Source organism: Bradyrhizobium sp. ARR65, from assembly GCF_000472385.1.
Taxonomy (GTDB): Bacteria; Pseudomonadota; Alphaproteobacteria; order Rhizobiales; family Xanthobacteraceae; genus Bradyrhizobium.
This window is the reverse complement of sequence record NZ_AWZU01000055.1, coordinates 12,760-38,086: the sequence shown is the minus strand read 5'-3', so window position 1 is coordinate 38,086 and position 25,327 is coordinate 12,760. Positions and strand designations below refer to the sequence as shown.

General features: G+C 58.8%; 13 protein-coding genes and 4 pseudogenes. 7 read left to right on the top strand and 10 right to left on the bottom strand.

Features of this window, described 5'->3' with window-relative positions:
• Positions 1-44: 44 nt before the first annotated feature.
• Positions 45-599 (top strand): peroxiredoxin, encoded by a 555-nt coding sequence (locus F758_RS0136705; protein WP_024512518.1) that lies wholly within the window; start codon positions 45-47, stop codon positions 597-599.
• Between the two features lie 6 nt (positions 600-605).
• A pseudogene (locus tag F758_RS45410) lies at positions 606-1,153 on the top strand (carboxymuconolactone decarboxylase family protein).
• Positions 1,154-2,052: 899 nt separating this feature from the next.
• Here F758_RS45410 and F758_RS0136690 read toward each other — a convergent pair.
• The 3 genes from F758_RS0136690 to F758_RS0136680 all read right to left on the bottom strand — a co-directional run bounded on the left by F758_RS0136690 (position 2,053) and on the right by F758_RS0136680 (position 11,434).
• Complete coding sequence (locus F758_RS0136690; protein ID WP_024512517.1) at positions 2,053-2,781, bottom strand: metallophosphoesterase family protein; 729 nt, start codon at positions 2,779-2,781, stop codon at positions 2,053-2,055.
• A gap of 750 nt (positions 2,782-3,531) precedes the next feature.
• Complete coding sequence (locus F758_RS0136685; RefSeq protein ID WP_024512516.1) at positions 3,532-4,962, bottom strand: MATE family efflux transporter; 1,431 nt, start codon at positions 4,960-4,962, stop codon at positions 3,532-3,534.
• On the bottom strand, positions 4,955-11,434 hold the full coding sequence (locus F758_RS0136680; protein WP_024512515.1) for a non-ribosomal peptide synthetase: 6,480 nt from the start codon (positions 11,432-11,434) through the stop codon (positions 4,955-4,957). The genes F758_RS0136685 and F758_RS0136680 overlap by 8 nt, the downstream gene beginning before the upstream one ends.
• Before the next feature lie 1,778 nt (positions 11,435-13,212).
• Here F758_RS0136680 and F758_RS52345 point away from each other — a divergent pair.
• The 3 genes and pseudogenes from F758_RS52345 to F758_RS52890 form a co-directional block, all read left to right on the top strand.
• Positions 13,213-13,746, top strand: a pseudogene (locus tag F758_RS52345) (transposase); the annotation flags it as partial.
• A 67-nt stretch (positions 13,747-13,813) separates the two neighbouring features.
• The gene (speD, locus tag F758_RS0136660) at positions 13,814-14,206 is read left to right on the top strand and encodes an adenosylmethionine decarboxylase (protein WP_024512511.1); all 393 of its coding nucleotides are present in this window, start codon (positions 13,814-13,816) and stop codon (positions 14,204-14,206) included.
• Positions 14,207-14,281: 75 nt separating this feature from the next.
• Complete coding sequence (locus tag F758_RS52890) at positions 14,282-15,025, top strand: 4'-phosphopantetheinyl transferase family protein (RefSeq protein ID WP_084305954.1); 744 nt, start codon at positions 14,282-14,284, stop codon at positions 15,023-15,025.
• A gap of 381 nt (positions 15,026-15,406) precedes the next feature.
• Here the strand turns inward: F758_RS52890 and F758_RS45405 are convergent.
• The 4 genes and pseudogenes from F758_RS45405 to F758_RS0136625 form a co-directional block, all read right to left on the bottom strand.
• Positions 15,407-16,520, bottom strand: a pseudogene (locus F758_RS45405) (IS110 family RNA-guided transposase).
• Positions 16,521-16,873: 353 nt separating this feature from the next.
• Complete coding sequence (noeE, locus tag F758_RS45400) at positions 16,874-17,836, bottom strand: nodulation protein NoeE (protein ID WP_283805898.1); 963 nt, start codon at positions 17,834-17,836, stop codon at positions 16,874-16,876.
• A 302-nt stretch (positions 17,837-18,138) separates the two neighbouring features.
• Positions 18,139-18,585, bottom strand: a complete 447-nt coding sequence (locus F758_RS0136630; protein ID WP_024512507.1) for a hypothetical protein — start codon at positions 18,583-18,585, stop codon at positions 18,139-18,141.
• A gap of 29 nt (positions 18,586-18,614) precedes the next feature.
• Positions 18,615-18,983, bottom strand: a complete 369-nt coding sequence (locus F758_RS0136625; protein WP_245286699.1) for an antibiotic biosynthesis monooxygenase family protein — start codon at positions 18,981-18,983, stop codon at positions 18,615-18,617.
• Positions 18,984-19,080: 97 nt separating this feature from the next.
• On the opposite strand from F758_RS0136625, the gene F758_RS0136620 reads away from it, so the two are divergent.
• Together F758_RS0136620 and F758_RS48635 are read left to right on the top strand one after the other, a co-directional pair.
• Positions 19,081-19,551 (top strand): MarR family winged helix-turn-helix transcriptional regulator, encoded by a 471-nt coding sequence (locus F758_RS0136620; RefSeq protein WP_024512505.1) that lies wholly within the window; start codon positions 19,081-19,083, stop codon positions 19,549-19,551.
• Between the two features lie 71 nt (positions 19,552-19,622).
• Positions 19,623-19,949 (top strand): annotated as a pseudogene (locus F758_RS48635) (IS5 family transposase); the annotation flags it as partial.
• On the opposite strand, the gene F758_RS0136615 reads toward F758_RS48635, so the two are convergent.
• From F758_RS0136615 to F758_RS0136605, 3 genes are read right to left on the bottom strand one after another with little or no spacing between them, the layout of a single operon-like run.
• Positions 19,933-21,156: a Wadjet anti-phage system protein JetD domain-containing protein gene (locus F758_RS0136615; protein ID WP_024512504.1), complete on the bottom strand. Its 1,224-nt coding sequence runs from the start codon at positions 21,154-21,156 to the stop codon at positions 19,933-19,935. The pseudogene F758_RS48635 and the gene F758_RS0136615 sit on opposite strands and share 17 nt — an antisense overlap.
• Entirely contained in the window at positions 21,153-24,653 is a 3,501-nt protein-coding gene (locus tag F758_RS0136610) for an SbcC/MukB-like Walker B domain-containing protein (protein ID WP_024512503.1), read from the bottom strand. The genes F758_RS0136615 and F758_RS0136610 overlap by 4 nt, the downstream gene beginning before the upstream one ends.
• Positions 24,650-25,291, bottom strand: coding sequence for a DUF4194 domain-containing protein (locus tag F758_RS0136605; protein ID WP_024512502.1), 642 nt, complete (start codon positions 25,289-25,291; stop codon positions 24,650-24,652). Before F758_RS0136605 ends, F758_RS0136610 begins: the two co-directional genes overlap by 4 nt.
• Positions 25,292-25,327 lie beyond the last annotated feature (36 nt).

The following is a 25,327-nucleotide window of genomic DNA, read 5'->3' as shown; positions in this document are numbered from 1 at the left end:
ATTCGCGAAATCACCAGCGCGCCAAGCGGCCTTGTGAGGATACTATGGTTGGAATTGGAACTAGATTGCCTTCGTTCGAAATCACGGGCGTGAAGCCCGGCTTTCACGTGCAGGAGGAAGAGGGGCAAAGCGCCTTCGAGACGCTCACGGAGGACAGCTTCCCCGGGAAATGGAAAATCATCTTCTTCTACCCGAAGGATTTCACGTTCGTCTGCCCGACCGAGATTGCCGAGTTCGCCCGCCTATCGAAGGATTTTGCCGACCGTGATGCGGTCGTGCTGGGCGGATCGACCGACAACGAGTTCTGCAAACTCGCCTGGCGGCGCGAACACAAGGACCTGCACCGTCTGCCGATCTGGCAGTTTGCAGATACGAACGGCGCGCTGGTCGATGGTCTTGAGGTCCGCTCGCCTGATGGCGTCGCCTACCGCTACACGTTCATCGTCGATCCCGATAACGTGATCCAACACGTCTATGCCACAAATCTGAATGTCGGCCGCAGCCCTGCGGACACTTTACGCGTTCTGGATGCATTGCAAACGGGCGAGCTCTGCGCCTGCAACCGCGAGATCGGCGGCGAAACGCTGAAAGTTGCCTGACGTATGATGTCGATCGAGCAGTTGCACGATCGGACTCCCGCGTTTGCAAAAGGCGTCACATTAAATCTGACGTCTTTGCTCGCGGATGAGACGCTCTCGACCCAGAGCAAATATAGGTTATTGCCGGCCGCCCCGATCCGACCCGCAACCAACAGGTGATTGCCGCAATAGATCAGCTGCTGCCGTCGTGATGACCCCGGCGGCTATCCAGCGGCGCAAATCGGCAGCGTCAGTGATGGCAATGAATAATGTCTCTTAACGCTTCGTTCACGTCATTTCTAATCCGGAATACAAGATGACGCCGGCGCGGCTGCGCATGAACGTGATCGGAAATCCGGCCGTGGACAAGGCCGATTTCGAGCTGTAGTCGCTGCCAGGAAGTGCCATTAACGGGTGCAGCGCCTGCGTGGAGGCCTATGACAAGACGCTGCGAAAAGCAGGCGTCAGTTCGACCGCGATCCAGACGCGGTACGCTTGCAGCGATCGTGCAGTCGGTCGTGGTCACGATCGAGGCGACGGGCAGTCGGCCATCATCAGCTGCCCAACTGATCTGACTTCTTCTATCGTTGTCGAGGAATTCCAGTAATTCTCGCCTGAGCCGTCCTTGGCAGCCCCTTGTATCTAGGGAGCTTGGCAGGGGTGCACTCTTGTGATCTCCCGGACCGCTTGCGTCCAGCTTATCGCGATGGTCATGACACGCGTACTCTCTTGTACCGGTCCCACGACGAAATGACTCCACATATTTGACGAGGCTATGAGCCATCAGAAAGCGTTACATTCGGGTCAGCGCCCCGCACCACGAGCAAACGAGGCCGATCTCGGATAGAGCGCGCGATGCGCGGCATGGGTTCATAAGAGTCGAGGGGAAGGATAGTGTGTTCTTGAGCATACGCCTCCCCTACGAATCTGGAATCGCCCTCCGAAGTAATCGGCTGATGGCCATTGGCAGGTGATCTCGGCCTTCTCGAGCTCTTTCCATCGGCTCTCGGCTCAGTAAGCGACCGATCTTGCGTGCGTTTCCCACACTACCGCTCGCCAGCAAATCCGAGATTTGCTCCAGTTCGCTGTCCGTCAAACGTGACATCCTGATTCCTCGTCTTGTAGGGCTCGAGCGCGAAGTTCATATACATATACAGTGCACCAGCCTTATGTCGGTCGCATCACTCCAAAATGAATCAAAGCCAAGCATTGCGCGTTTCCTTGCGCATGAATGGCGCTCGTCTATTGTATTTGATCGCTTCGCGATACAATCCCTTTCCCTCTCACACCTTCCACACTGTTCCCGCAGTTCGCGATCGCGTTCAAGAACGTCGCGCAATTTCGGCCGGCCAGGTCACGCCGCACTGGTCTAGGAGGTTGAATTGTTCGTTTTGGACAGGCAAATTCGGCGCAGTGGGGATTGCACGACGGCAGGGCCATGGTTGGCGTGGCCATAGGCAATACCGTTTTTGCCCTAGCTCGCCTGCAGACACCTCCGAGCGTCCCCCTCCAACACAAGGCAGCTCAAGCGACCGCTCGCAAATGCACCCGTATCCAAGTTAATTCGGTTGGGAAGTATCTCGGGCTCCTCGACAGGTGAGTGCCCGTGAATGATGATCTTACCAAAGTTGATTTTACTGCTAAGGAACTCGTCTCGAATCCAGAGCAGATCGGTTGGCCGCTGCTGGTCGAGCGGGATACCAGGCCGCACACCGGCGTGGCATAGAAAGTATCTGCCAGCGGAAATCGAGAGCTTCAGCGATGAGAGAAACGCAACATGCTCGTCGGGGACTGCGGCGCGAAAGGCTCTAGACGCCTCCTCGATCCCTCTTCCGACCATGAGCGTGCTGACTGCTACGCCATAGGACTGAATAGTCTCGAGCCCACCCCAGCGTCTCCAGTCGGCGCCGATTTCCGGGTCCATCAGGAACAGCTGGAGCATCTCCTCGTGGTTGCCTTTGAGCGGGACATACGGCGTGGGGAACGCGTTTCGCGTAAGCCGGTCGAGGACGCCCCGCGAATCCGGGCCCCGGTCAACGTAATCTCCCAACGTCACCGTGAGTGCCTCCGCGGCAGGGCGGTCGGCAAGATCCTGTTTGATGAGATCGGCAATTTTATCGAGCAAATCCGAGCGACCGTGGATGTCGCCGATTACATAAATCCTGATATCATCTGTTAGTGTAAGAGAAGAATCGTCTACCATCGTTCTCTCGGAATTTTCCGAGCCCTCTGCCGCAACGAAGAAAACCCAAACTCCTCAGGCCTGAGATTAGAAGACACGCCTGCCTGCGGCGATGAGTAAACACTTAAGAGTTCTGACTAGAAATCAGGAACGCCCATACAGAGGAGACGTGGTCAGCCCGCGCTGGAAACGGGAAGCCACGCTGCCGATAGGCACGCGTGACTATGCAACGTTCGTTTTCCGCGGATTTGTGATTCGCCGGGTCGCTTAGAGACCCACGGGCGTTCCGATTTTAATTCTCGACGCTCTCTATGACGGTGCGTAGGACAACAGAAAGGCACATAAGCAGCTGTTCAGGCGCGCACTCTCTTGCTTACGGGCGCTCCTGCTCTCGCTATTCGTCTGTCACCAGAAATGCTTCATGCAGTTTCCTACTTGCCGTCATTGTTCATGTAGGACCTTTGTCCAACAGAGGAGGCCTGAGTTGGGCGCGCGCGCCCGGGCAGACATTATGGCAAGATGGAGGGCTTTGCTCCGACAGATACGGTACGTAACGAACGAAAACTCTTGTTTCTTGCCCCACTGTGCCCCTTTGACTTCAGATTTGATCGTTTCGTACAGAAAATTTCAAAAAGGGGCCCTATGATGGACCATAATGGCGGCTCCGGTCGAATTAGAGGGGCCGTGACCGCCTGCCGCGTTCTTTACCAACGACAAGTTCGTGCGGTGGCGTTCCTTGCTGCAGCGGGAGCATTTGTGAGCGCCGCGGGTCTAGGTCTGATCGTGCGGATGCATACTCCCCTGAGGGTGCCGGAGCGCTCGTCTGAGCTCTGCGAACTGGTGGAACATCACAAACAGCGCGATCATTCCGGCGCCCAGCTCAGCGATTGCTTGACTTGCCAACAGTCCGTTGAAACCCCATACGACCGGAAACAACAGTACGGCCGGTATGAAGAGATAGCCCTGCCTCGCCCAGCACACAATCACACTAAGGCGTGCTCTCCCGAACGACTGAAGCATCGCCGCCACGAAACTCTCAACGCCAAAAAGGCCAAAAAAGAGATGGAAGACGATGCAGGTCGATACGGCGATTTCCGTGACCTTTTCGCTATCGCTGAACAGCCTGACCAAAGGTTTGGCAAAAATCACAACGGCCGCAGAATACGCAACTGCAAGGGCGACAGTCATGGAGAGCATGAACTTCGCGGCCTTCACTACGCGAGCAAAGGCGCGTGCGCCCCAACCGAAACCCAGGACAGCTTGAGAGCCTATACAAAAGCCAATGACAGGCAGTGCGCCGATCGTCAGCAATCGCACAGCTATTCCCACGGCCGCGATGGAATCGTCGCCGAACGGAGCAGCAGCACCGTACAAGAGCATAAAGGCAATGGCAGATAAAATACTGGTCATGGTCGCTGGCGCTCCTATGGACGCGATCTGTCTGATGCGATCTGCTCGCAATGAGACGTGAGATATATTGACGAGGACTATCCCGCGCAGCCTCGAAAAATACGCTATATAGAGGCTAATAGCGGTGATCTGAGATACCAGCGTTGCGAGGGCTGCGCCTCGCACACCGAGGTTCAGTAAGAAGATGAAGGCCGGATCGAGCACAGCGTTCAGCATGAAGGCGGTAATCATCGTCCACATGCTGAATCGTGTATTGCCCTCGGCTCTGACGATGAAGCCATTGACGATGTTTAGAAGCATCAGGGTGTACCCGAACAAAAGCGTCGACGCATAGTCGAGCGCCACGGGCATGATGGTTGGAGTCGCCCCGAGCGTTACGAAGATCCCTCGCAGGTTTGGAAGCAGAGCAGCCGTAGACATGACACCGATCGGAGCGGCGAGCGCGAGTGCAGTACTCGCGCCTCGACTCGCCTCCAGGTACTCACCTGCACCAAGATGACGAGATATGAACGACGCTGTTCCAACACCGATCCCCTGACCGACTGCCGTAAGCAGGATCACGACAGGCAAGGTCATGCTAACAGCTGCGATCGCCTGGGAGCCAAGTGCGCCAACAAAGATCGCGTTGACAACCTGCTGGAACGAGTTGATCGATAAGCCAACAATTGACGGAATGGCGAGCCGCAGGATAAGGCTCGTCAGATTGGGATCCGATAGATCGATCTGCTGTTTCTCCTTTGCCATCACATCGCGATCGCTCTCGACGGCGAATTCCGCATCCGGCTCATTCATGGATGACAGTGTCGCCAGCGCTTCCGAATTCGCTGATCGTCTGCAAAAGCTCCTGTTGCAACACCGTGCAAAGCTTACGGGTCGCCTCATAACCGACCTGGGTTGGATCGTACCTCGTCTCGATCTGTAGATGGCCGGCTTGATATCCGACATCGAACCAGAATAGGTGACTCACGGCCGCCTCATCCATGTCTTCGCCGATCCAGAGTGGAGAAGGATCCTTGGCTAAGAGACGGCGTGGAAAATGGCGCTGCAAACCCGCTCGATAATTCAATCCTATTTTGGGTAAGGGCAGACAATCGATCCGGCTCCGCACCGATGGATCTCGGTTCAGGAACTTCATGGCCCGAAAGCCGATTCCCCTGCGCGGCATGGCATTGCGCTGGCGGTAGATTAAACGAGCACGATCGAGGCGCGGCTCCGTTCCGGTGAGACTCAAGGGAAGCGGAACGAGTTCGCTGATATGACCGATGATCTGCGATGGATCGACATCGCCAAACAGCCGACCTCGGGTCGAGGTAAGGCTATCGATCCAGAGCGAATAGTTGCCGAAAACGCGTCCGCAGGCGCCAGATATGGCAGCAAGAAACACGTCAATGTCCTGACAACGCGCCGATCCGGCTACAATATTGAAGAGATCAGCTGTCGCTTCTTTGTCAATCTCAAGGTGGTACCTGGCCTGATCTTCCCAAAGGGATCGGCAATTCGCTTCATCCATGCGACCTTCAAGTCGCGCGTAGTGAAGCTCCCTCGCGGTCACTTTCGAAAAGCTCGCGGCGCCCGGTGATGGGTCGCTGAGGTGCAAATTGAACTGATGGTAGTCAATGCTCTCCCAGTAGTCGAGCTCGGCTGGCGCTTCGCTGTTCGCGTAGTGCTCAAGGCGCTTCAGCCATGGAGAGAGCATTTGTATGCTCTCGGGACTACTCGCGGCGTGGCCTGAGGCAAGGGCGTTGTACGCCGCATCCAATGCTTCCAAGAACAGTCGATAGCCTATCCCGTCCGCTACGAAATGATGCATCAGGACCAGCAGATAGTAATCGCCGCTCTCTGACGTACGGAATACCGTGACGTTAACAAGAGGCGTCCGGCCGTCAAACCGAAACATATGTTGACGTTTTGCTGAGATGCTCTCGATGGCCCTACGCTGCCGCAGGCTGGTCATTCCGATAAGATTGATCTCCTCTACCAGACGTTCGGCCACGGAAGCTCCGATCGTCAGACGTAGACCATCGTCGGCTCGGGCAACACGGAGCCTGAGGCCTTCGTGCCTATCCATGACATGGGCAAGGGCGCGCTCCAGAATCTGGATATTCAGGACCCCGCCTGGCAAGAAGAACAGATCGCCTATGTTGTAGTGTTCATCGGAGCCGACAAGAGGATTCCAAGATGCGATAGCGGGGGTAACTGGCAATGAGCCATCCGCAGAAGGGACGGTATCGAGTGTAACCGCCGCTCCGTCTGCCGCCAATTCCCTAATGGTCGGCGTTCGGTAGAGTTGGTCAACCGTAAAATTCAGCCCCGCGTTGCGCGCCAGCGTGACGCAGCGCACGCTCAGAAGCGAGTGTCCACCGATATCAAAGAAGCTCTGATCAATTCCGACCCATTTGACGCCTAACAGATCCTGCCAGATCCCAGCAAGAACGCGCTCCTTCCTCGTGCGGGGCTCAGCAGACGGCGCAGGCCCGACCTCGCGGTAAGAAATGGACGACAGGCGAGCACGATCTATCTTCCCGTTCGTCGTAAGGGGGATACTATCAACAAAACGGAAGACGGCGGGAATCATGTAGGACGGCAATGTGTGGCGCAGGTGGGCGACAATATCTCCAGAGCTTAGACCGTCGCGAGCGGGAATCACGCTGGCGGTCAAGCGACGATTGTCATCCATGTCTTCTGCGACGACCGCGGCCTTTGCGATTGCCGGATGAGATTCAAGGGCCTTTTCGACCTCCTCCAGCTCAATACGATAGCCCCGTACCTTGATCTGGTTGTCCGATCGACCGCAAATCTCGAGAAGTCCGCTGGTTGAGATGCGTGCGATATCGCCACTTCGATAAAGAACGCTGTATTGGCCGTCACCATAAGGATTCGGTACGAAACACCGATTTGTCCGCTCCTGATCCCGCCAGTACCCAGCGCTCACGCAGCGGCCCGCGATGCAGAGTTCGCCGGCGGCTCCGACGGGAACTCTCTTCAACCGGGCATCGAGCACGTAGAGTTTGACGTTATCGATTGGACGCCCAACGGGGACGAGCGACGAGCCGTTGTCGGCATCCGACGTTTTGTAGGCTGCGGCGTTGGATGCACATTCCGTAGCCCCATAGAAGTTCCACAACGGCACGTTCGGGAAATGCGCACGCCAGCGAACGGGGAGCGAGGAAGGCATCGGTTCGGCGCTGCTTGTGACCAAACGCAAGGCAGTCGATCGCGGCTGCCGTTCTTGGGCAGCAATGAGGCCGGAGAGGAGTGACGGCGAGGCAAACAAGTGTGTCACGCGATGTCTCGCCAACGTGCTCAACAACAGATCTGGATCCAGCAACTCCTTTCGGGTCAGGATCAGCGTGGACACGCCTCTCAGAAGCCCCCCAAAGTACTCCCAAGCGGACGCAACAAGTGATGCGGACTTCTGGACAACCATCACATCGGCACGGTCGAAGGGAGCGCTTCGCCACATCCAGTTCAGTCGATTGAGAATTGCCGATTCCGGTATAAGAACCCCCTTCGCCTTCCCGGTTGAGGACGAGGTGTATATAAGGCTTGCAATTTCCTGATCTGATGGTTTGTCGCTGCACGCAAGCTCGTGCGCGGGCGCGCCGCGCAATTCTAGGGTCAATAGGCAAATCGATGGAATGTCAAAACCAAGGTCAGCGGTACTTGCGTGAACCAAAAGCTTTGCCTGACTATCTCGCAGGATATGTTCGATCCGATCACGCGGATAATCCGGCGATATGGGGACAATGATGGACTGCAAGGCTCGCGCCGCAAGAATAACAGCGGCCACGTCAGGCGACCGATCGACCAGCATGGCGACCATATCGCCAGCCCCCATGTCAGAAGCTCGCAGTAACGACTTAATTGCCGTTACGCGCTCACGCAGGTGGCCAAATGTGATCTCGCCGAAATCACCAAAATATGCCACCTGGTTGCGATGAGAGGCGCTGATTTGCTCGAACGCCTCGAGAAGCGGACACTCAGTCTCATATCGCGGCGCCCAGCCATCCAGCGAGTCCAGGATAGCGACGTCCGTCGCGCTGAGGCAGCTCAGATCTTTGATGGGCCCAAGCGGCTTCTCAACGCAGGCTGCAATCAGACAGCGCAGATTGTCGGCCATGCGGACAATCAGATCGCTGGAAAATATGTCTTCCGCATACGCTAGCTGGAGGGCAATTTCATCGCCCTGATCTTGCGCGTACAAGGTCAGATCGAATTTTACATAGCCGGTATCGTATTCGCGGAATGTCAGATCCAACTCATGTTGGCCAAGCGGCTCCGCGGCCTCGGAGTACATGTTGAACATGACCTGAAAGATCGGCGATCGTCCCGCGTCGCGATAAAGCCGGGTATCCCTTACCATCCAGCCGAACGGATATGCCGAATTTGCGATGGCATCGCTGACCAGGCCCTGGATGCGCAAGGCATGAACAGCAAAGGACTGGTCGACATCGATCGCCGTGCGGATTGGCAGCATATTCAGGAAGAAGCCAACAATGTCGGCGCTGCCAGGTTGATCCCGTACGACGTGCGGTATGCCAACGATAATATCGTCCTGACCGCTATACATCCGCAGCAGCAGCTTGAAACATGCCAGAAGGGTTGTCGACGTGGTGCACCTATGTCGGCGCGCAAACTCCCGTACTTGATCGGAGAGCTCGCCGCCAAGCAGCATCGCATGCGAGGCGCCGCGGTAGGAATTTGCCTGCGGCCGCGCTCGTCCCATTACCAGCGAAAGCACCGGCGGATCATCACCGATCTGGCGGCGCCAATAGCTACGTTGGTTGGCCAGCGCCTCTGGAGTCGCGTGTTGCGTTTCCCAGACCGCGTAGGTCGAGAGCGACGCGCGGCTCTCTGGCAGAAACGCCGCAGCATCTCCGTACGCTTGTCGAAGGTCCCTGAGCAGAACAGAGATCGACCAGGCATCGATAATAATTTCATGAGCTGTGATCAGTATGAGATGGTTGTCAGGGCCAAAACGGATCATGCGCGCGCGAAACAGATGGCCTTGACTGAGATCAAAGCTGCCGTTCAGCTCGGTTCGCCGTAACTCCGCGATCAGTTCCTCAGCTTCCTGCGGCGTCAGATGAGATGCATCAGTCAATTCAAGAGTTGCGCATGGCGGGGCATCAAAAAGCTGAACCGGACCGTCCTCGTCGATAAAGCGTGCCGAAAGTGCCTGATGGAAATGAACGACATCGGACCAGGCGCGATTGAACGCGGCCAGATCGAGGATGCCTCTTATTCGCAGGCCGCCTTGAATGATATAGTTCCTTGCAGACGGATCGAGCTGGGAGAGAAACCACAGGTGCTCCTGAACTCGCGTCAGCGGCGATCGCGTGAGCTTTCCGTACGTCGGGGCCGTGCACGGTTTCAATTCGGCTCGGGCCGAGATCGAAGCCGCAAGCGATCGTATCGTTCCATTCAGAACCAGCCTGAAATCCGTTCTCACTCCGAGCTGGGTCTGCAGTTGGCCCAATATGAGCATTGCCCGGAGCGAGTCTCCGCCGAGGCTTATGAACTGGTCGTCCACGCCGATGTTCTCAATACGCAGAACGCCGGACCAAATTTGACACAGCTGGGCTTCGAGCTCTGTTTGCGGCCCCTCGAATGGCGTCGGCAATGGAGGGCGAACACTGGTCGGGTCTGGCAATGCGCCAAAATCGACCTTTCCGTTTCTGGTCCGTGGAATACCGCCGACGTGGATGATCCTTTCTGGGAGCATGTAGGTGGGAAGCGCTTCGGCAAGAAAGCTCTGAAGCTCGCCTTCCGTCACTTCAGCCGGAGCTGACACATAGGCGATGAGGCGCCCTGATCCAGTTTCCCCCTCGGCACTGGTTATGTCTCGCGCCGTAAGCTTGACGCCTGCGCCGACGGAGGCGACTGCGACGGCGCCATGTACCGAATGATGAGCGGAGAGGCGGGCCTCGATTTCCCCCAGCTCAATTCTGTGCCCGCGGATTTTGACCTGACGGTCCTGTCGACCGAGACATTCCAAAAGGCCATCGGAACGAACGCGCCCGAGATCACCTGTCCTGTATAGGCGCCGGAACGACGGGTCGTTCGAGAACGGGTTTGGCCCAAAGGCATCCTTGGTGCGGACATCGTCATTGACGTAACCAGCAGCGACACCGACGCCGCTAACACAGATTTCGCCAACCTCTCCCGTGTTGCACAGCCGCGATCCGTCGGCGATATAAACCTCAAGGTTAGCAATCGGCTTGCCGATCGGCACATAAGTGTCAGCCACCGCGGGCGGTACGGAAACCAGATTATGCGTAACGCCGTCCGCGCACTCGGTCGGCCCGTAGTGGTTGAGAATGGGGACCCGCGGATATAAGGCAAGCCACGCGCGCGCCAGTCCGGGTGTTAGAGGTTCTCCAACCGTAGAAATAATTCGCAAACTGTCCAGAGCTCGCTCAGCCGCCGCAAGCGGCTGCAGGCATTCAACAAATATCGCAAGCATCGACGGAACGAATTGGACAACCGTCACGCCGTATTCTTGAATTGCTTTGAGAAGGGATACTGGCGATTTTAGTGTCGCATCATCAATGATCGCGATACGGCCTCCGACGCAAAGCCCTGCCAGAAGCTGCCACAGCGAGATGTCAAAGCCGTGTGATGCCGTCTGCGCGATGCAATCCGTCCGAGTGAGGGTTAGGGCATCAATCTTTGCCGCCAAATGATTGTTGAGGGCTGCGCGCGCGATCATTGCGCCCTTAGGCTGGCCCGTCGAACCAGACGTAAACAGAATGTAGGCGAGTGCATCCGCGCTCGATGATGGCACGAAAGACGAAGTCCGGCTCTCACGAGGCGCCGCCGCTATCGGCACAAATTGCGTGCTGCCTTTGCCGCTCGCCTGGAACAGGCTGAGCGAATCCTGCTGGCCTGGGCCAATAATCAGAGCACTGCGACTCTGCTCAATCATGAAGGATATACGCGAAGCCGGTAACGATGGATCGAGTGGTAGGTACGTTGATCCGGCCTTCAAAATGGCAACGACCGCCGTCGCCCAGTCGAGGTCCCGCTCACCCCAATAGCCGACGACCACGCCGTGAGCGCCATGCGCTCGTAACCTCCTTGCGAGGGCATCCGATCTTAATCTCAGCGCCTTGTAGGTGAGTTCGGCTGCGCCGCACCTCAGCGCAATTCTCTCCGGATCCGATCTTGCAAGGCTATCGATCGCCGTGATCGCGTCGATCGGTTGATGTTCCACAAACTGGTTTTTGCCGGATAGATGTCCCGTAGGCACACGCGCCCCCATTCACCGCCTTCTGGGGCCCTCAAATCAGAACACTGATGATCCTGATTGAGGGTATGCATTGCGTAGCCACCCTGGTGTCTGCCAGTCATAGTGTGCCGTTTTGCCGGCTGTCAGCTTCCCGTCTTTTGGGTTCACTGCTGCTTCCTCGAAGATCGGTATGGGAACGTGGCCGGACGCTAGGGCCTCAAGTCGGCGTTGGCACCTACCGGATCTTGTAGTAGACACGCGAAAGTCTGCATGGCACCCACAACCAACGCGCCCAGAGACTCGTTCCGGCTTGTGATTTCCTGCATTTGTGGGCGTCTGGACTATGGTTTGGTGCTCTCCTCATGAAAGCGCAGTTGGCGCTCGGGCTGCAGATGCCTACGGCGCCGAAGCGGTGACATCGACTGTGCGAGAAGCAACACAGACGCGTGTTACCGTTTCCACGAGCCCGGCAGTGTTTGCACAGGCGCTGAAGGGCAGTCGTTAAGTGTTCAAACGTTTTGACGCTTTTGGCTATAACGAGATCGCTATGGGCGGCGTAACGAGTCGTGGGCACGCAGAACCATTCGCAGTCGTCCGCCTTGGTGCACACGAAAACGCGCTCAGAAACGTTTGGTGTGGACGCGCAGACGACGTCCAGTCCACCCGAAAGGGCGTACCTATGCGACTTTCCAAGCCGGAATTGAGTTGTGAGTAGCGCTTTCGCTTAGCCTCCACGAGATGCTTGCTCGGCAACTCCTTTTCGCGCGTCAAGGAGGCTTTCGTCTCACCGCCTAGAGCAGAACCGGTACGAATAATGTTGCGGCAAAGCCGCTTAGCACTATGAAGAAGCCGGAGCCGGACTATTACTATCGTTAGCTGGAAGACGCTGATGACGAGCTTTTCCTGCGGGTGCTGGGTTGCGTGACTGATCGCTCGTGACGATTTTCCAATGAACCGGACTTCGATAACGGCGGCGTAGCCGGTGCGATCCCTGTGCGGGTAGACGGGCCCAGCATCGGGCCCGGCTCCGCTCGTCGGTAATATCCATTGGCTTTCACCATTTCGCATGACCATCGATAGGTTAGATCAAAATTCTGTCCAGACCAACAAAAGTCTCTTTACTGCTGCAGCCGGAAAGGCGGCTTTCTGCTGCGCAGCATACTGTCGGACGCTACAGCGTGATTGTCAGCTTCAAGACAACTGTCGACAACTTGACGCATGCACCGGGTACAAAGTAACGGGAGACGCCCTCAATTTCCAAGCGGCACGCTGCTTGCTTCATGCGCAGTGCGATCACCGATGCCAGCTCGAAGACGCTCGGTTGTGGATCTGGAAAGCGCTGCGGAGTGTTTGATGCGATCTTGGGGAGCGACAACGATTGCGCTGGTCGCAAGCGGTGCAGCCAATTCGGCAGACCTTGAGCCAGCAGTACAATTGCCACCCGCCCTGTGGAGCTGGTCCGGAGGATATATAGGCGGGCACGTCGGCGGTGGTTACGTGCGACAATCCTTCAGTAGTCCCTACGGTCCGTCAGTCTACAGCGGCGGCATCGATAGTCCTGTGTTCCCGGCAAGCGGCCAGATCGGCAACAACTGGCAGAAAAATAGCTGGTTGTTTGGCCTCACACTCGGTGTTGTCTCCAACAGCGCAAATACCTACCCGGCCGCCTGCGGCATAGTACTGAGCGCAAACGGGGCCGGTCGCCTCGGTTACGCTTTTGGCGCAGGGCCACACGGTGGCCTACGTCAAGGGAGGCGTGGTTTGGCAAAACAATCGAGGCGACGTCATCAACAACAACGTGTTTGGCCAATGTGGGCGGCGGCGCGCTCGACTTCTACAAAGCGTTCGACGAGGTCTTTCCCGGCGCGCGCCACCGGCGATGCTGGTGCACAAAACCGTGAACGTCCTGGACAAGGTCCCACTCTCGGTGCAGGTCACCATGGATTTGCGCGAAGTCTATTGGGCGCGAACCGAGCATCAGCAGAAGGGGCGATCGACGTCTTCCGAGAAGTATTGCTTCAAGTTCGGCCGGGCCGTCGAATGCCTGGTCAAGGATCGCCACGCACTGTTGGCCTTCTACGATTTTCTTGCCGAACATTGGATCACCTGCGCACCACGGATCCCATCGAGAGCGTGTTCGCCACCGGGCGTCGCAGGACCGTGCGGACGAAGGGCTCCTGGTCGCCAATCACCACCAGGCCGAGGGTGTTCAAGCTGCTGATCGCCGCATCAAGGACCCTGGCGGCGGATCAAGGGCACAAATCAGTTGCCCAAAGTCGCCGCAGTTTTCGGATTCAACGGCGGCATTGACGTCATGCAAGTTGCCGGCAAACCAAGCCGCCTGATCACCTCGTCACCCTAAATCCCGAATAGCTCATCTTGTTGGGCCGATAATTCAATGGAGATTGCTTAATGATTATTGATAACGAGAAGGCAGCCCCGCCGGCTCTGTCCACGGGTGCGATGCATGTGCTCATCGAGCTATGGGGAGCGAAAAACCTTGACGATCCGGCCATTGCGGAAGGCGCAATCCGAAAAGCCATCCGTGCGGCGAGTGCGACATTACTCCACCTTCATGTTCATAAGTTTTGTCCGGGTCACGGCGTCTCCGCAATAGCCTTGTTGGCTGAATCGCACATTACCTTACATACTTGGCCTGAGAGGTCCTACGCGGCCGCTGATGTTTTCGTATGTGGCGACAGCAATCCTGCGAGCGCCGTGCCAGTTCTAGTTGAGGCCTTTCAGCCCGAACGGTCTGACGTTCGCAGCTTCCGGAGAGGTGCGTCAATCAAGCCAACCCCTTGAAGCAGATACGGCGCCCTCAGTTCTGGCGGAGATGTTGTATTCCGACTGCTCGCCCGCACCATTCAAGTCTGGCTGATGGAGGTGAATGCACCTCCGCCTGCCCTAATGGATAATTGCCGGAGATGTCTTGATGCCGACGAACTCGCCCGCGCCGGCCGCTTCTATTTCGAGCCAGACAGCATCATCTACACTGCGGCGCACTGGTTGTTACGCAATGCGCTTGCTGAGGCTGGCGACTTGCCGGCGGCCGCTTGGAGATTCGCAACGGGCCCGCATGGCAAGCCACGCATTGATCCTGCGCTTCGTCGTGATGCCCTCAGTTTCAACCTCTCGCACACGAAGGGTCTCGTCGCCTGCGCGGTCACGCTTGGAGCTGAGATCGGGATTGACGTCGAGCTGATGGATCCGCGCCGCTCCAGCCCCGAAATTGCGGAGCACTTCTTCAGCGCCGCTGAGAATAAGCTGTTGCGCGCCGCACCAGCCGAGCGACGGATGCGGACCTTTTTTCGGCTATGGACCCTGAAGGAGACGCTGATTAAGACCACCGGCGAAGGCCTGCAACGCGCGCTCGACAGCTTCTCGTTTGAGCTCGACCCGGTCGCGGTGACGTTCCGCCCGGCTGATGTCGAAGAAGCGGCCCGCTGGACTTTCTGGGAGCTGGCTCCGACAGCACATCATGCGGCGGCGCTCGCGATCCGGCAGGACATGCCGCGGCCGCTAAGGTTGGTGATCAAAACACTGCGCATCGATGGCGATGGCGGGATCACAATCAAGCAGCAGCATGAGGGAGATGCTGTTCCTGGCTGCAGGCCAAAATAGGGCGTCACGACGGTGTCGCGAAACGAAAACCCGCTTATTGGTCTGGAAGTATAAGCAGAGCCGCGTCTTGTCGCGGCGAAGTCTGGCGCTCGTTGGACACCACCGGTCCACGTCAAGTAACTTGACCAAGCGGGCTCCCGGCTCAGCGCCCGGGCGCTGGACTTTGAAGGTGTCCACGGTAGGAGGCAGGGCCAAAGACGACGGTTGATCAAGCTCTCATGCGCGGGTTGGCTACCGCATGACCGTGGTTTCGTCTTGGGGCTGCCTCGGTCTAGGGGGCGAGCGTCGGCAATGCCGGCTCATAACAGGCCGCGAGGATTCCCCACCGCGCCCTGCCTCCTGCCCTGGGCACCGATATTGATATGGTGGTGCAGCCTTCTTTCAGGCGCCCGACCCGAGTTGTACTTGACGAGTGATCGCCCACAGGAAGCCGACCATCTCGCGTGCAATGGCGGTAGTGACGATCACCTTGGGTTTGCCGGCGGCCGACAAGCGGCGATAGCGGGCGCACAGCCTGACCTGCGCCTTCCAGGCGATATCGCGGCTAGTTTGAGGCAAGCGCTCGTTACGGTCATGGAGTTTGCGACTGACGCGGGCTTGCATGCGCTAGGTCCATGCCCCCTCGATCAGAGCCCGCCTGGCCAGAGCGTTGCCGGCCTTGGTGACGCCGCCAGGTCGGATGGTGGCGCCGCTCGAATGCTCCGACGGCACGAGGCCGAGATCGGCCATCAGTTGGCGGGGATTGTCGAAACGGGAGAAGTCGCCGACCTCAGCAACCACAGTCACGGCAACGATGAAGGCGACGCCGCGCATGGCCTGCACGGCCTCTACGAATGGCGTCATCGACCATTGTGGCGCCAGCTCTTCGATCCGCTTGGTCAAGCAGTTCACACGGGCCTCAGCGTCGGTCACGGCATAAATGTAGTCCTGCAGAACGATTTGGCTCGCCGGGTGATCGAAGCGCACCGTGGTGAGCCAGCGATGGTAAGCCAGGGTCCAGCCCTTCTTGCCGGCATAGATCCGCCCATGTCGCAGCAGGAAGCCTTGGAGATGTTGCCGCGCCTTGCCGAGCACACGCATTGCCGTGGCGCGGGCTCTCACTAACTCGCGCATGGCCTCATGCGGCGCATCCGGAACCCACACCGTTGTCAGCTCGCCGCTCCGGTGCAGCTTGGCCAGCATCGCCGCGTCGCGCCGGTCGGTTATTAACTCGATTGCCGGCCTTCACCGGAATCAGCGAGGGTGCCACCACGATGCAGTTGTGCCCCAGTCCCGTCAGTTGTCGATGCAGGCCATATCCACACGGACCGGCTTCGTAGCAAAAGCTTACCTGCCGGTCGCCCTTGCCAAGTTTCTTCGCCAGCTTGACGACCTGATCGGCGCGATTGGGGATGATCCCCAAGTTACGAACTTCCCCGCCGCGGATCCCTTCGGCCACTGCAACCGAAATCGTCGCCTTGTGCACATCCAGTTCCACGAAAATGCTATCGTTCATCAGGCCCGCTCCCCATGCTTGAGGCTCGNCNCCNNNCCNNCCNGCNCNACCCNCNNNAGGAGCTTGCCGCGGGGCGGGCCGCCCGTCACCTCAGGGGGCGAACATAGGGTCTAGAGCCTGCACGATATGCATCACGCAGGTGTGCCGTAAGGCGTGCGGACTGACGCCCTCGCTGGCGATCATCGGCGCAGGACGGGAGGTCTTCACTCACACCGCGCTGCCGGCATTTGACTCGGGGAGACGGTGCGCCTCCCTCCTGATGGAGGGGCGAAAGCCGAGGAGGAGTTCTCTTCAGCTTGCCAAACAATACTGTTTGGCGCACCCGCTACCGGAGATACAGCACGAGGTCCTCGCTAGGGGCGGCGCGAATCCCACCAGGTTCGAAATACCTGACGATACTCTTCGGTTACGGCCCGACCTCTATCCACGATCCCGGCTTGCTTAACGTGCCGAAGTTCCTGCTCATAACCGAGCTCTATCAAAAGCTCGGCGCCGACTGCGTCCGTTATTGCTTGCATCTCTTGGATGCTCAGTTCGGTTTGCCAAGTATGGACTGAGCGGTCATCGACCGCCGTTCTCTCCAGGATTTTTCGATCCCCGAAGCGACTCGACCGAAGATATTCCGCCTGCTCCATTGTCGCCGATGCAATGCAGGTTGGATCGTAGCCGAGGCCCGCGATCACGCGCCGGATTTCCTCGTCGGGGCGCGCCACCAAAAGTTCGTATCTCACCACCTGCGTTTGCCGCCGATCGCGGTACGCGGCGAGCGTAGGCAGGCCCAGAACGAGATCGGCGAGAGAAGATGCGATGTCGGGAGGCAGCCTGAGCACGAGATCGTAGAGACAAGATAGGCTGGCGGGCGGCCAGCTTTCTGGCACGAGCGGGATGCCCCATGTCGATTTCAGTGAAGCGGCAACAGCGTAGGGATTACGTAACAGAAGGATGTGTGGCGCTTCTGGATAAAGAGAATCCAAAAAGTCGAGCACCATCCAATAACGCGGCGTCTTATCTATGAAGGTACGCTTGCCCGCTGCTGCCAGATATTGGCCGTAAGCCGCATCGGCAAAAGCGCGACTGACAATATTACGATCTATTCGGCCCAAAAACTCGGAGGTGGCGTCCTGAATCAGTGATGCGCCCGCTGGGTGACGGTGGTCCACCCTGCCAAATGCCTCAACTGCCAGCATTAACCAGGGCTCAGGCGGCGCCACAATATCTGGGTGCTGCTGGAGCAAATGCGACAGCAGGGTCGTCCCCGACCGGGGAAGGCCGAGAAGAAAGCAGACTGCAGGCAAATCGTTGGCATCTCGACTCATGATTCCACCCCATTATGCCTGGACAAGCGAGCGCCCGCCCGAGACTCCCTTTATCCGTTAAAAAAATATCGGCAGCCGTGCTGTTCCACTTGTGACCGCGTGCGCAGCATCGTCATATGAGCAGGACTTCGCCTGCATCTTCGGCATGATCTGAGTGCTATGGAATTCAATCCATTTGGCCGGATCGCAGAAGCATTTGGCACCTGCAATCGGCAGCTCCCGATTGCTAGGGCGCGTACTCATAAAGTCATGACTGTAAATGGCCGTTAGGTGAGTTGTTCGCGCTGTTCCGGTCTAGTTGATCAAACGGGTGCGCGGCGCAACCGTCCTCTCATTTTAAGGCCGTCCCGCATGTTGAGGGCGAGAAGTGTGATGTTTGTTGCGCCCGCGACCAGTTCGAGCACCTGCACAGCGTAGAACGTGACATCAAATTCCGCCGCCTGAGCCTTGGACGCAAGGAAGAGCGCAGACGGGATAAGAATCAGTATGCCGTTTCCAGCAATGAATGGCATGCGCTTGAATTTGGTCCCGATCAAGCCGGCCCGGCGGTCTTTCGCCATGCTGATAGCTGTACCACCGGCGGCGGCGAGTGCTGGAATCAACAACAGGAAGCCCCACGGAATCGTGCCCTTAGCCGCTGCGACAGTAGCATGGGACGCGAACAGCTCGCTAAGTACCGTCGATAGCCGAAATGTGCCGATCGTTGCGATAGCCAGTGCGCCCGCGACGGGATGGATCAACCTGATCATGAGTGTCTTCCCTTCCGAAAACAGCAGAGCTAGGTAACGCAGATGCCGGGCACAGCAACTTTCTGGAACAGATGAGGTGAAGCGATCGCTGAGGCCGGATAGCGGGCGATTTTTGCCAGGAAGTCAGGATGGGTGAACGCCGCTCGAAAGTGCGCGGTGGATTCCCAGATGGCGTAGTTCAGATAGGTCGGGCTCTCGCCCAGAGCTCTGTGGAGCTGAGTGGAAATGAAGCCGGGCTGTTGCTTCATGAATTCCGCGTCATCCTGCCAAGTCTTGAGAAACGCCGTCTCATCGGCTTTGTCGAGAGTGAAGGGGTTCACCAGAACGACCGAATTTGCCTCGATCGCGATCTGGCGGTCGATCGGAAAGGAAGGGTCAAGTGGGCGTAGCAGGGACATGAGAAGCTCCATCGCTATTTGATATGTGGTGCCTAATTGGTATTATGATTACATAACCAATTGACAACATGATGTCAAGATAAAATAATGGTGACATATGAAAAGAGCCAAGCGAACCCCCGAAGGTGACGCCCTGACCGACCTTGTTCTCGATCTATTCAGGCTCGACAGCCTGCTTTTGACGGCCGGCGACCGGCTGGTCGCCTCGCTTGGCCTGACAAGCGCACGCTGGCAGGTGCTTGGCGCCATTGTGTCCGCCGAACGTCCCCAACCGGTCGCGTGGCTTGCGCGCGACCTCGGCGGCAATCGTCAAAATGTGCAGCGAATTATCAACGATCTGCACAGAGATGACCTCGTGTCTTTTGAGATCAATCCGCATCACCGACGGGCGCAGCTCGTCGTGCTGACTGAAATTGGACGACGCACCTTCGAAGCCGCAATGGAATTGCAAGCTCCCTGGATCAACGATCTTTCAGAAGGATTGTCGGTCAAGGAAATACGCACGGTCCATCGCGTAATCACGGCCTTGCGAGACAAGCTTGAGAGCAGCCAGGACAAGTCGGCCTAAATGCACGCATGGTAGAAGCATTGTGCTCGGCCGGCCGCCCGTGATTCAACCCCCCAACTGGGGCTCGAATCATGCGCTACGAACTCGCCGAACATGAATGGACTGCCATCAAGCCTATGCTGCCGAAGAAGCCGCGTGGCGTTCCTCGGGTTAACGACCGCCGTGTCCTCGATGGTATCTTCTGGGTCTTGCGATTTGGAGCCCCCTGGCGTGATCTGCCGGCGGAGTTTGGGCCGTACACCACTTGCTACAACCGCTTTGTTCGCTGGCGGCGAGCTGGTGTCTGGGGCCGCATCATAGACGCACTTGCCGCTGCCCATGATGCCACTGTTCAGATGATCGATACTTCCATCGTCCGGGTGCATCAACAGGGAGCTTGCGTCACCAGGAATCAGCGCCAATCAATGGGCCAACTGCGAGCGAGGGCGTCGCCGGATCCAGCGCCTCCTGCTCCAAGTGGCGCACGTCCGAACCGAATGCCAACCATTCGGCGAGATCACGGACGGCGCTGTCGGACTTCGCGATCGACGCCAAGCTCGGATCTACATCTGCCGGCTGACCTGATTTCAAGGCCAGCTCCCTCGTCATTAGGTGCGGTCGCGGCCTGCGAGGCAGGTTTTCCTCCAGGTACCTGAAAATGCGCACACCACCGACATCGACGTCCCCCCAGTGAAGGAACGGGACCTCGGCCGGCACGATCGTCAGAACCTTCGACAGAAGTTCGATGACCCCGGCCGCGGGGAAGCCGCCGGTGTACACGACAAGGCTGCCGTCCTCGATCTCGCGAACCTGACGATTGAAGCTCGCGTAGTTCTCGATTGTCAGGATGGCCGTGGGCTGTTCCAAGATTCTCAATTGCGAAAGCATCTCCGGATGAATGGACGCAAACGGCTTGGCGCGGCCATCGACCAGGCGACCGCCTGCCCCCTCCACGCTAATGGGGCCCTTCAGGTGAACAGGATGACCGAAACGCTCCAGTCCGATGTGCGTCCAGACCACGTCGGCCGCAGCGCCAGGCTGACCGATCTGGACGGCGATGACGGCAGCAAGCCGCGAACCGTGGCGGTCGAACGCCTTCGTGTCGTCCGTCGCCTTGGAGGAGAAGGTCCGCGCGTCCAGCCCGCGCGCCTCTCCTCGCGAGATGGACGCCAACAGCGTGAAGAACTCCTTGGCGGCATCGGCCTGGTCCGCCGTCAGGCGATAAGCGGCCTCGCCGCGCGCCCACCTTGCCGTCATCTCGTCCAACAGGACGGCGACCCACGGTTCTGCGGTCGCCGTGACCGGAAGCAATTCTGCTCTGACGCGCTGCGCCATCGCCGGCGCGGTAGGGCGACCGAGGTGTCTGGCAAGAAGTTCAGCGTCGCGAACGCGGACCCGCTCGATCAGGTGGCTGCGGTCCCTCTTGCCCCACTGCACCTCGACGGCACCGAACCTCTCCGCCGCAGCCATCAATGCGTGAAAGCGGCTGACCTGCTGCGCGGTCGAGAGTCTGTCGTACTCCGGAGCCGCGGAAGCCGGCCGCGAGCGATCGGGATTGCGCTCGCTCCGCTCCAGCAGCCGATCGAGGAATTCGACGCCGGCATCCGTTGTACGAATGTCGGTCATTCAGCGGCCTGATCCCGCGGGACAGCCTCGGCCTTTTCGGCCGCGATCAGCTCAGATTTGAACACGTCGAAGCCCTTGCGGTATGGGTCGATCGCAACGATCGCGTCGCGGGCCTTATCGGTCAGGAATTCAGTGTCGATCATCACCTGGTTGCCCAAGCGGTTCACGTTCACGACGGTGTCGACCACTTCCATGAACACATGGCGTTTTTCGTCGGGGGTCGCCAGCATGACCTGAAGCCCCAGATCCCGCATGAATTCCGAGCACTGACCGATGGCCTTGGTGTCCAGGCGGTTGAAGGCCTCGTCGAAGATTGCAAGCGACAGTCCACTCTCGCCGGTGCGACGGTTCTGATAGGTCGCGGCCAGCGAGGCGCCGATGGCAATGTAAAAGGGCAGTTGGCCTTCACCGCCGGATCCCGTGCCCGCACGGCTCGTCAGCGACGATCGGATCACGCCGGCAGCATCCTGGATATAGAGCTCGAAATTGAAATACTTGCGCGGGTCTTCGATGTCCTCGGTCCGCGCCTCCGGATTCGACAGAATCTCCTCGATCTGGCGCACCGCGCGCATCATCGGCGAACCCGCGTCTCCGCTGCGATCCTCAAAGAGAGGCAGATTGAAATCCGGCTTCCTTGATTCCTCCACAAGGTCAATCATGTCGACATGGGTCGGGGCCTCCAGCGCCTTGAACGAGTAGTAGTCGCGCCCGTGGAACTGGCGATCCTTCAGGTGACGGTTGAGCTCGTTCAGGGTGGCCTTGATGCCGGTGAAGGCGTCGTCCAGGCGGTGCAGGAGGTCGTTGCGGAATGCCGATGTCATCTCGGTCGCGGCGTTCCGGCACTGCTCTTCGTACTGGACGAGTTCATGCGTATCGAGACGTTGCTTTTCAGCCGCGGCCCACTGCTCGACCGCTGCCGGCGTCGCTTCTTCGGCCGTGAAAGGCGGCACGACATGGAATTCCTGGCCATGCTTGTTCATCGCCCCTGTCATTTCGCGCATGAGGCTAGAGCGCCGCTCGGTCGAACGGCGGTCCCGATCCGCGGCAAAGCCCGATACGAGGTTCTGGATGGATTCGGTAGCGATAGCGCCGACCTGGACTCGGTAATCCCGCATGGCCGTCGATTGCGGAAAGCCTTCCCGCAGCTGTCGCGCGCGGCCGCGCCGGGCCGATGACAAGGTGTCGCGGTTCTCGCGCACGTAGATTTCGTACGCGCCCTCGGCGCGGTCGCGAGCTCTTTGCGCCCCCTTGAAGGTCTCTTGTGTCGTGTTTTTGAGGCTGGCGGTGGCCACGACTTCAGTTCTCAACCGGTCCCGCTCCGCGATGAGCTTAGGATCGCGATTGCGCCTAGCATCCTCGATATTCTTTTCGACATCCGAGATCCTGCGATCGAATTCGACCAGCGCGGCGCCGCACGCCAGGCAGCTCAACCCTGCAGCTTGCACCTTTTGGAATTGCGCGAACATGTCCCCGAAGAGACTGGCATCTTCTTCCAGTCGCAAAACCTCGTTGGCCTGCTCGGCGAGTTTCTGCGCAAGCTCGGCGCGCTCGCGCTCGAGCTGCTGACGCATTTGGCCCTGTGTGGCGCGTCCGAGCTTGAGGTGCTCAGGCTTCGGAAGTCGTCGGACCGTCCGCCCGCCCTGCATCATGCGGTCGGGCGTGATGGCGTTCTCGGCGGCCACCATCCTGTCCATGGTCTCCACCATCATCAACCGGCCAAGCCGATAGTTTAGGAATGCCCGAGCATGCCTGTTTTCCGTGCTGATGATCTGCGCCAGCGACCCCTTTTCGGCCGGCCGCGTGGTGTCGGTCTTGGTCGTATTGATGACCTCGGCGTGTTGGAACGAGTACTCCCCGCCCTCCCGGTAGATTTCCAGGGCACGGACCGCTCGGCCGGGCTCGACGATCAACGCCTCGCGGGAGCGACCCAGGACAGCCTCGGCCGCCATTCGCCACTTATCGTCGCGGATCTCGACCAGATCGCACAAAGGTTCGGCCTCGATACCATGCGAGCGAAGCTGATCCATCAGATCGCGGGTGCCGCGCTCGATCGGGCTCAGCCCCTGGTCCATGCGCTTCAGGTTGCTGTCGATCTGATCGATACGATCCTGAAGCTCCTTGGCCGCCATGCGGGCATTGAAATGGACATCCGAGAACGTCTTCCGGACCGCCGCAAGTCGCTCCTGGTCGACGGCGACAAGAGCCGCATCGAGATGGGAGGCGCTGTCCTTCCAGTCCTCTGGGAGCGTCTTGTCCCACTCGGAAAGCGGCGCCCTTCCCCGAGCAACGACGACCGCGCTCAGCAGCGCATGCAACAGATCGTCCCGGCGGACCAGCAGATTGCGGTCGACTGCCTTCCTGATCGAAGCGATCAGTCCATCGATCTCCTTGACCGGAGCCATCGCATTGGCACGCTGGCCCACGGTGAGGTTCTTGTCCGATTCATACATCAGGGCGAGTTGTTCGCCGTCGCTGGTGTTGATCGACAACTCGACGGCCTTCAGCTCCGTCTCGATCGTCGAGTGCCGGGTCGACGCGGCGACGGCCTCCACTTCCGCCTTGGCGGCGGCGCTCTTGAGCTGCGCGATATTCTCTTCCTGCCGTCGCGCATCTCGCAGGAACTTCTCCCATTCCAGGCGGGCGATCTGCCAGTTGGCGACCGCGATGACCCGTTCGTTTTCAACGGCGCGGGCTACAATGCGGAGGATACCGGCGAGGCTTGCGCTCTGAGCCTTCAGCTCCTCGATGCGTCGGGTCAGCGAACGCCAATGCTCGATACCACGCCGGAGCCTGTCGACCTGGATCGGCTGGACGTCGAGAACATAGTTCCGGACGAACTCGGTGGGATTGTCCACCGGCTTCAGCAGCAGGGCGTTCCGAAACGCCCTCTGGAAGCGCCTCGGGTCGAGCGGGAAGCCGGCAGGCGACAAGGCCCTAAGCGATTCCGCCACGAAGTCGGTCGCGCTCGAGAAGGCGTCGTCGACCTCGATGTTCCGGGCGCGCAAGGCGTTGCGCACGGCATGCCACTGCAGCGTCTCGACCTCATCATCGCCGACCGAAGCGAGGATATCGTCCTTGTTAAGCGCATCCTTGGCGATGAAGCGCGCCTCGCAGGACTCGTCGCTTCTCGATGCCGATGCCGAAAAGGCCACGCCCAAGCTCACCGCCGAGCCGTCGTCGAGGTCCTCGAAGACCAGGATGATGTAGGTGTAGGCATGCTGGCGCGTCGGCTCCGACCGCTCACCCTTCTCGTCGAGGGAGACCACGCCGAGGCAGTAGTCGCGCAGCGTCCGCTTGCTCCTGACGTTGCTCTGGGCGCTTGGATTGAACCGGATGCTGGCCATGCTCGCCCCAGAGAGCACAGTCTGCACGGCGTCGATGATCGCCGATTTCCCAGCGCCGTTCGGACCGATGATGGCGGTCATGCCACGCATATCGACCTGCTGCGCCCGGAACAGATACCAGTCGACCAGGATGATGCGACGCAGTTCGATCACGCCTGCACCTCGTTCTCGGCGTCGGCCTTTGCCGTCGCCGCGGTGGCGCGCGACACGAACTCCTCCAGAGAGCCGAGCGTGTCCTTGGAGACCACGATCGGCAGGGCGGGCCGCAGGAACAGGGTAAAGTTCCTGTCGTCAAGATCCTCGATCCGGACGAGCCCGCGCTGCCTGAAGCCGGCCAGGATTTCCTTCACCCGTCCGAAATTCGGCCGCTCCCGATGGGTCCGGTCCTCGTAGATCTGCAGGATCTGCTCGCTCTCGACCTCCACCTCGCCGAATTCCTTGACCTCGAACCGCTCGAACGCCTCTTCGTAATGGAGCCGCAGCACCAGCAGGAGCAGACTCTCGTCGAGCTTCATGCTCTGACGGGGAGGCAATTCGTTCGCCACTAGGCCGACATAGCCGTCGTTCGGCCTGCCCACGACCCGATAACCCAGGGCGTCGAAAAGGTTCTCGAAGTAGCCTGTGTAACGGCGGAGCAGCTCGTAGGAGGTCTTCACGCCCCAGTCGTTCTCGTAGATGAACTGCGCGCGCCAGAGCGTCTGCGCGGCCTGACGCAGTTCCTTATGCAACTGGTCGCCGTCTTGCCCTTCGGAGTCCGCGTCGTCGATGATTTTGGAAAGATCACGCAGCATCGGCCGTGGTCCTCGTTCTCTCGATCCGGAAGGCAG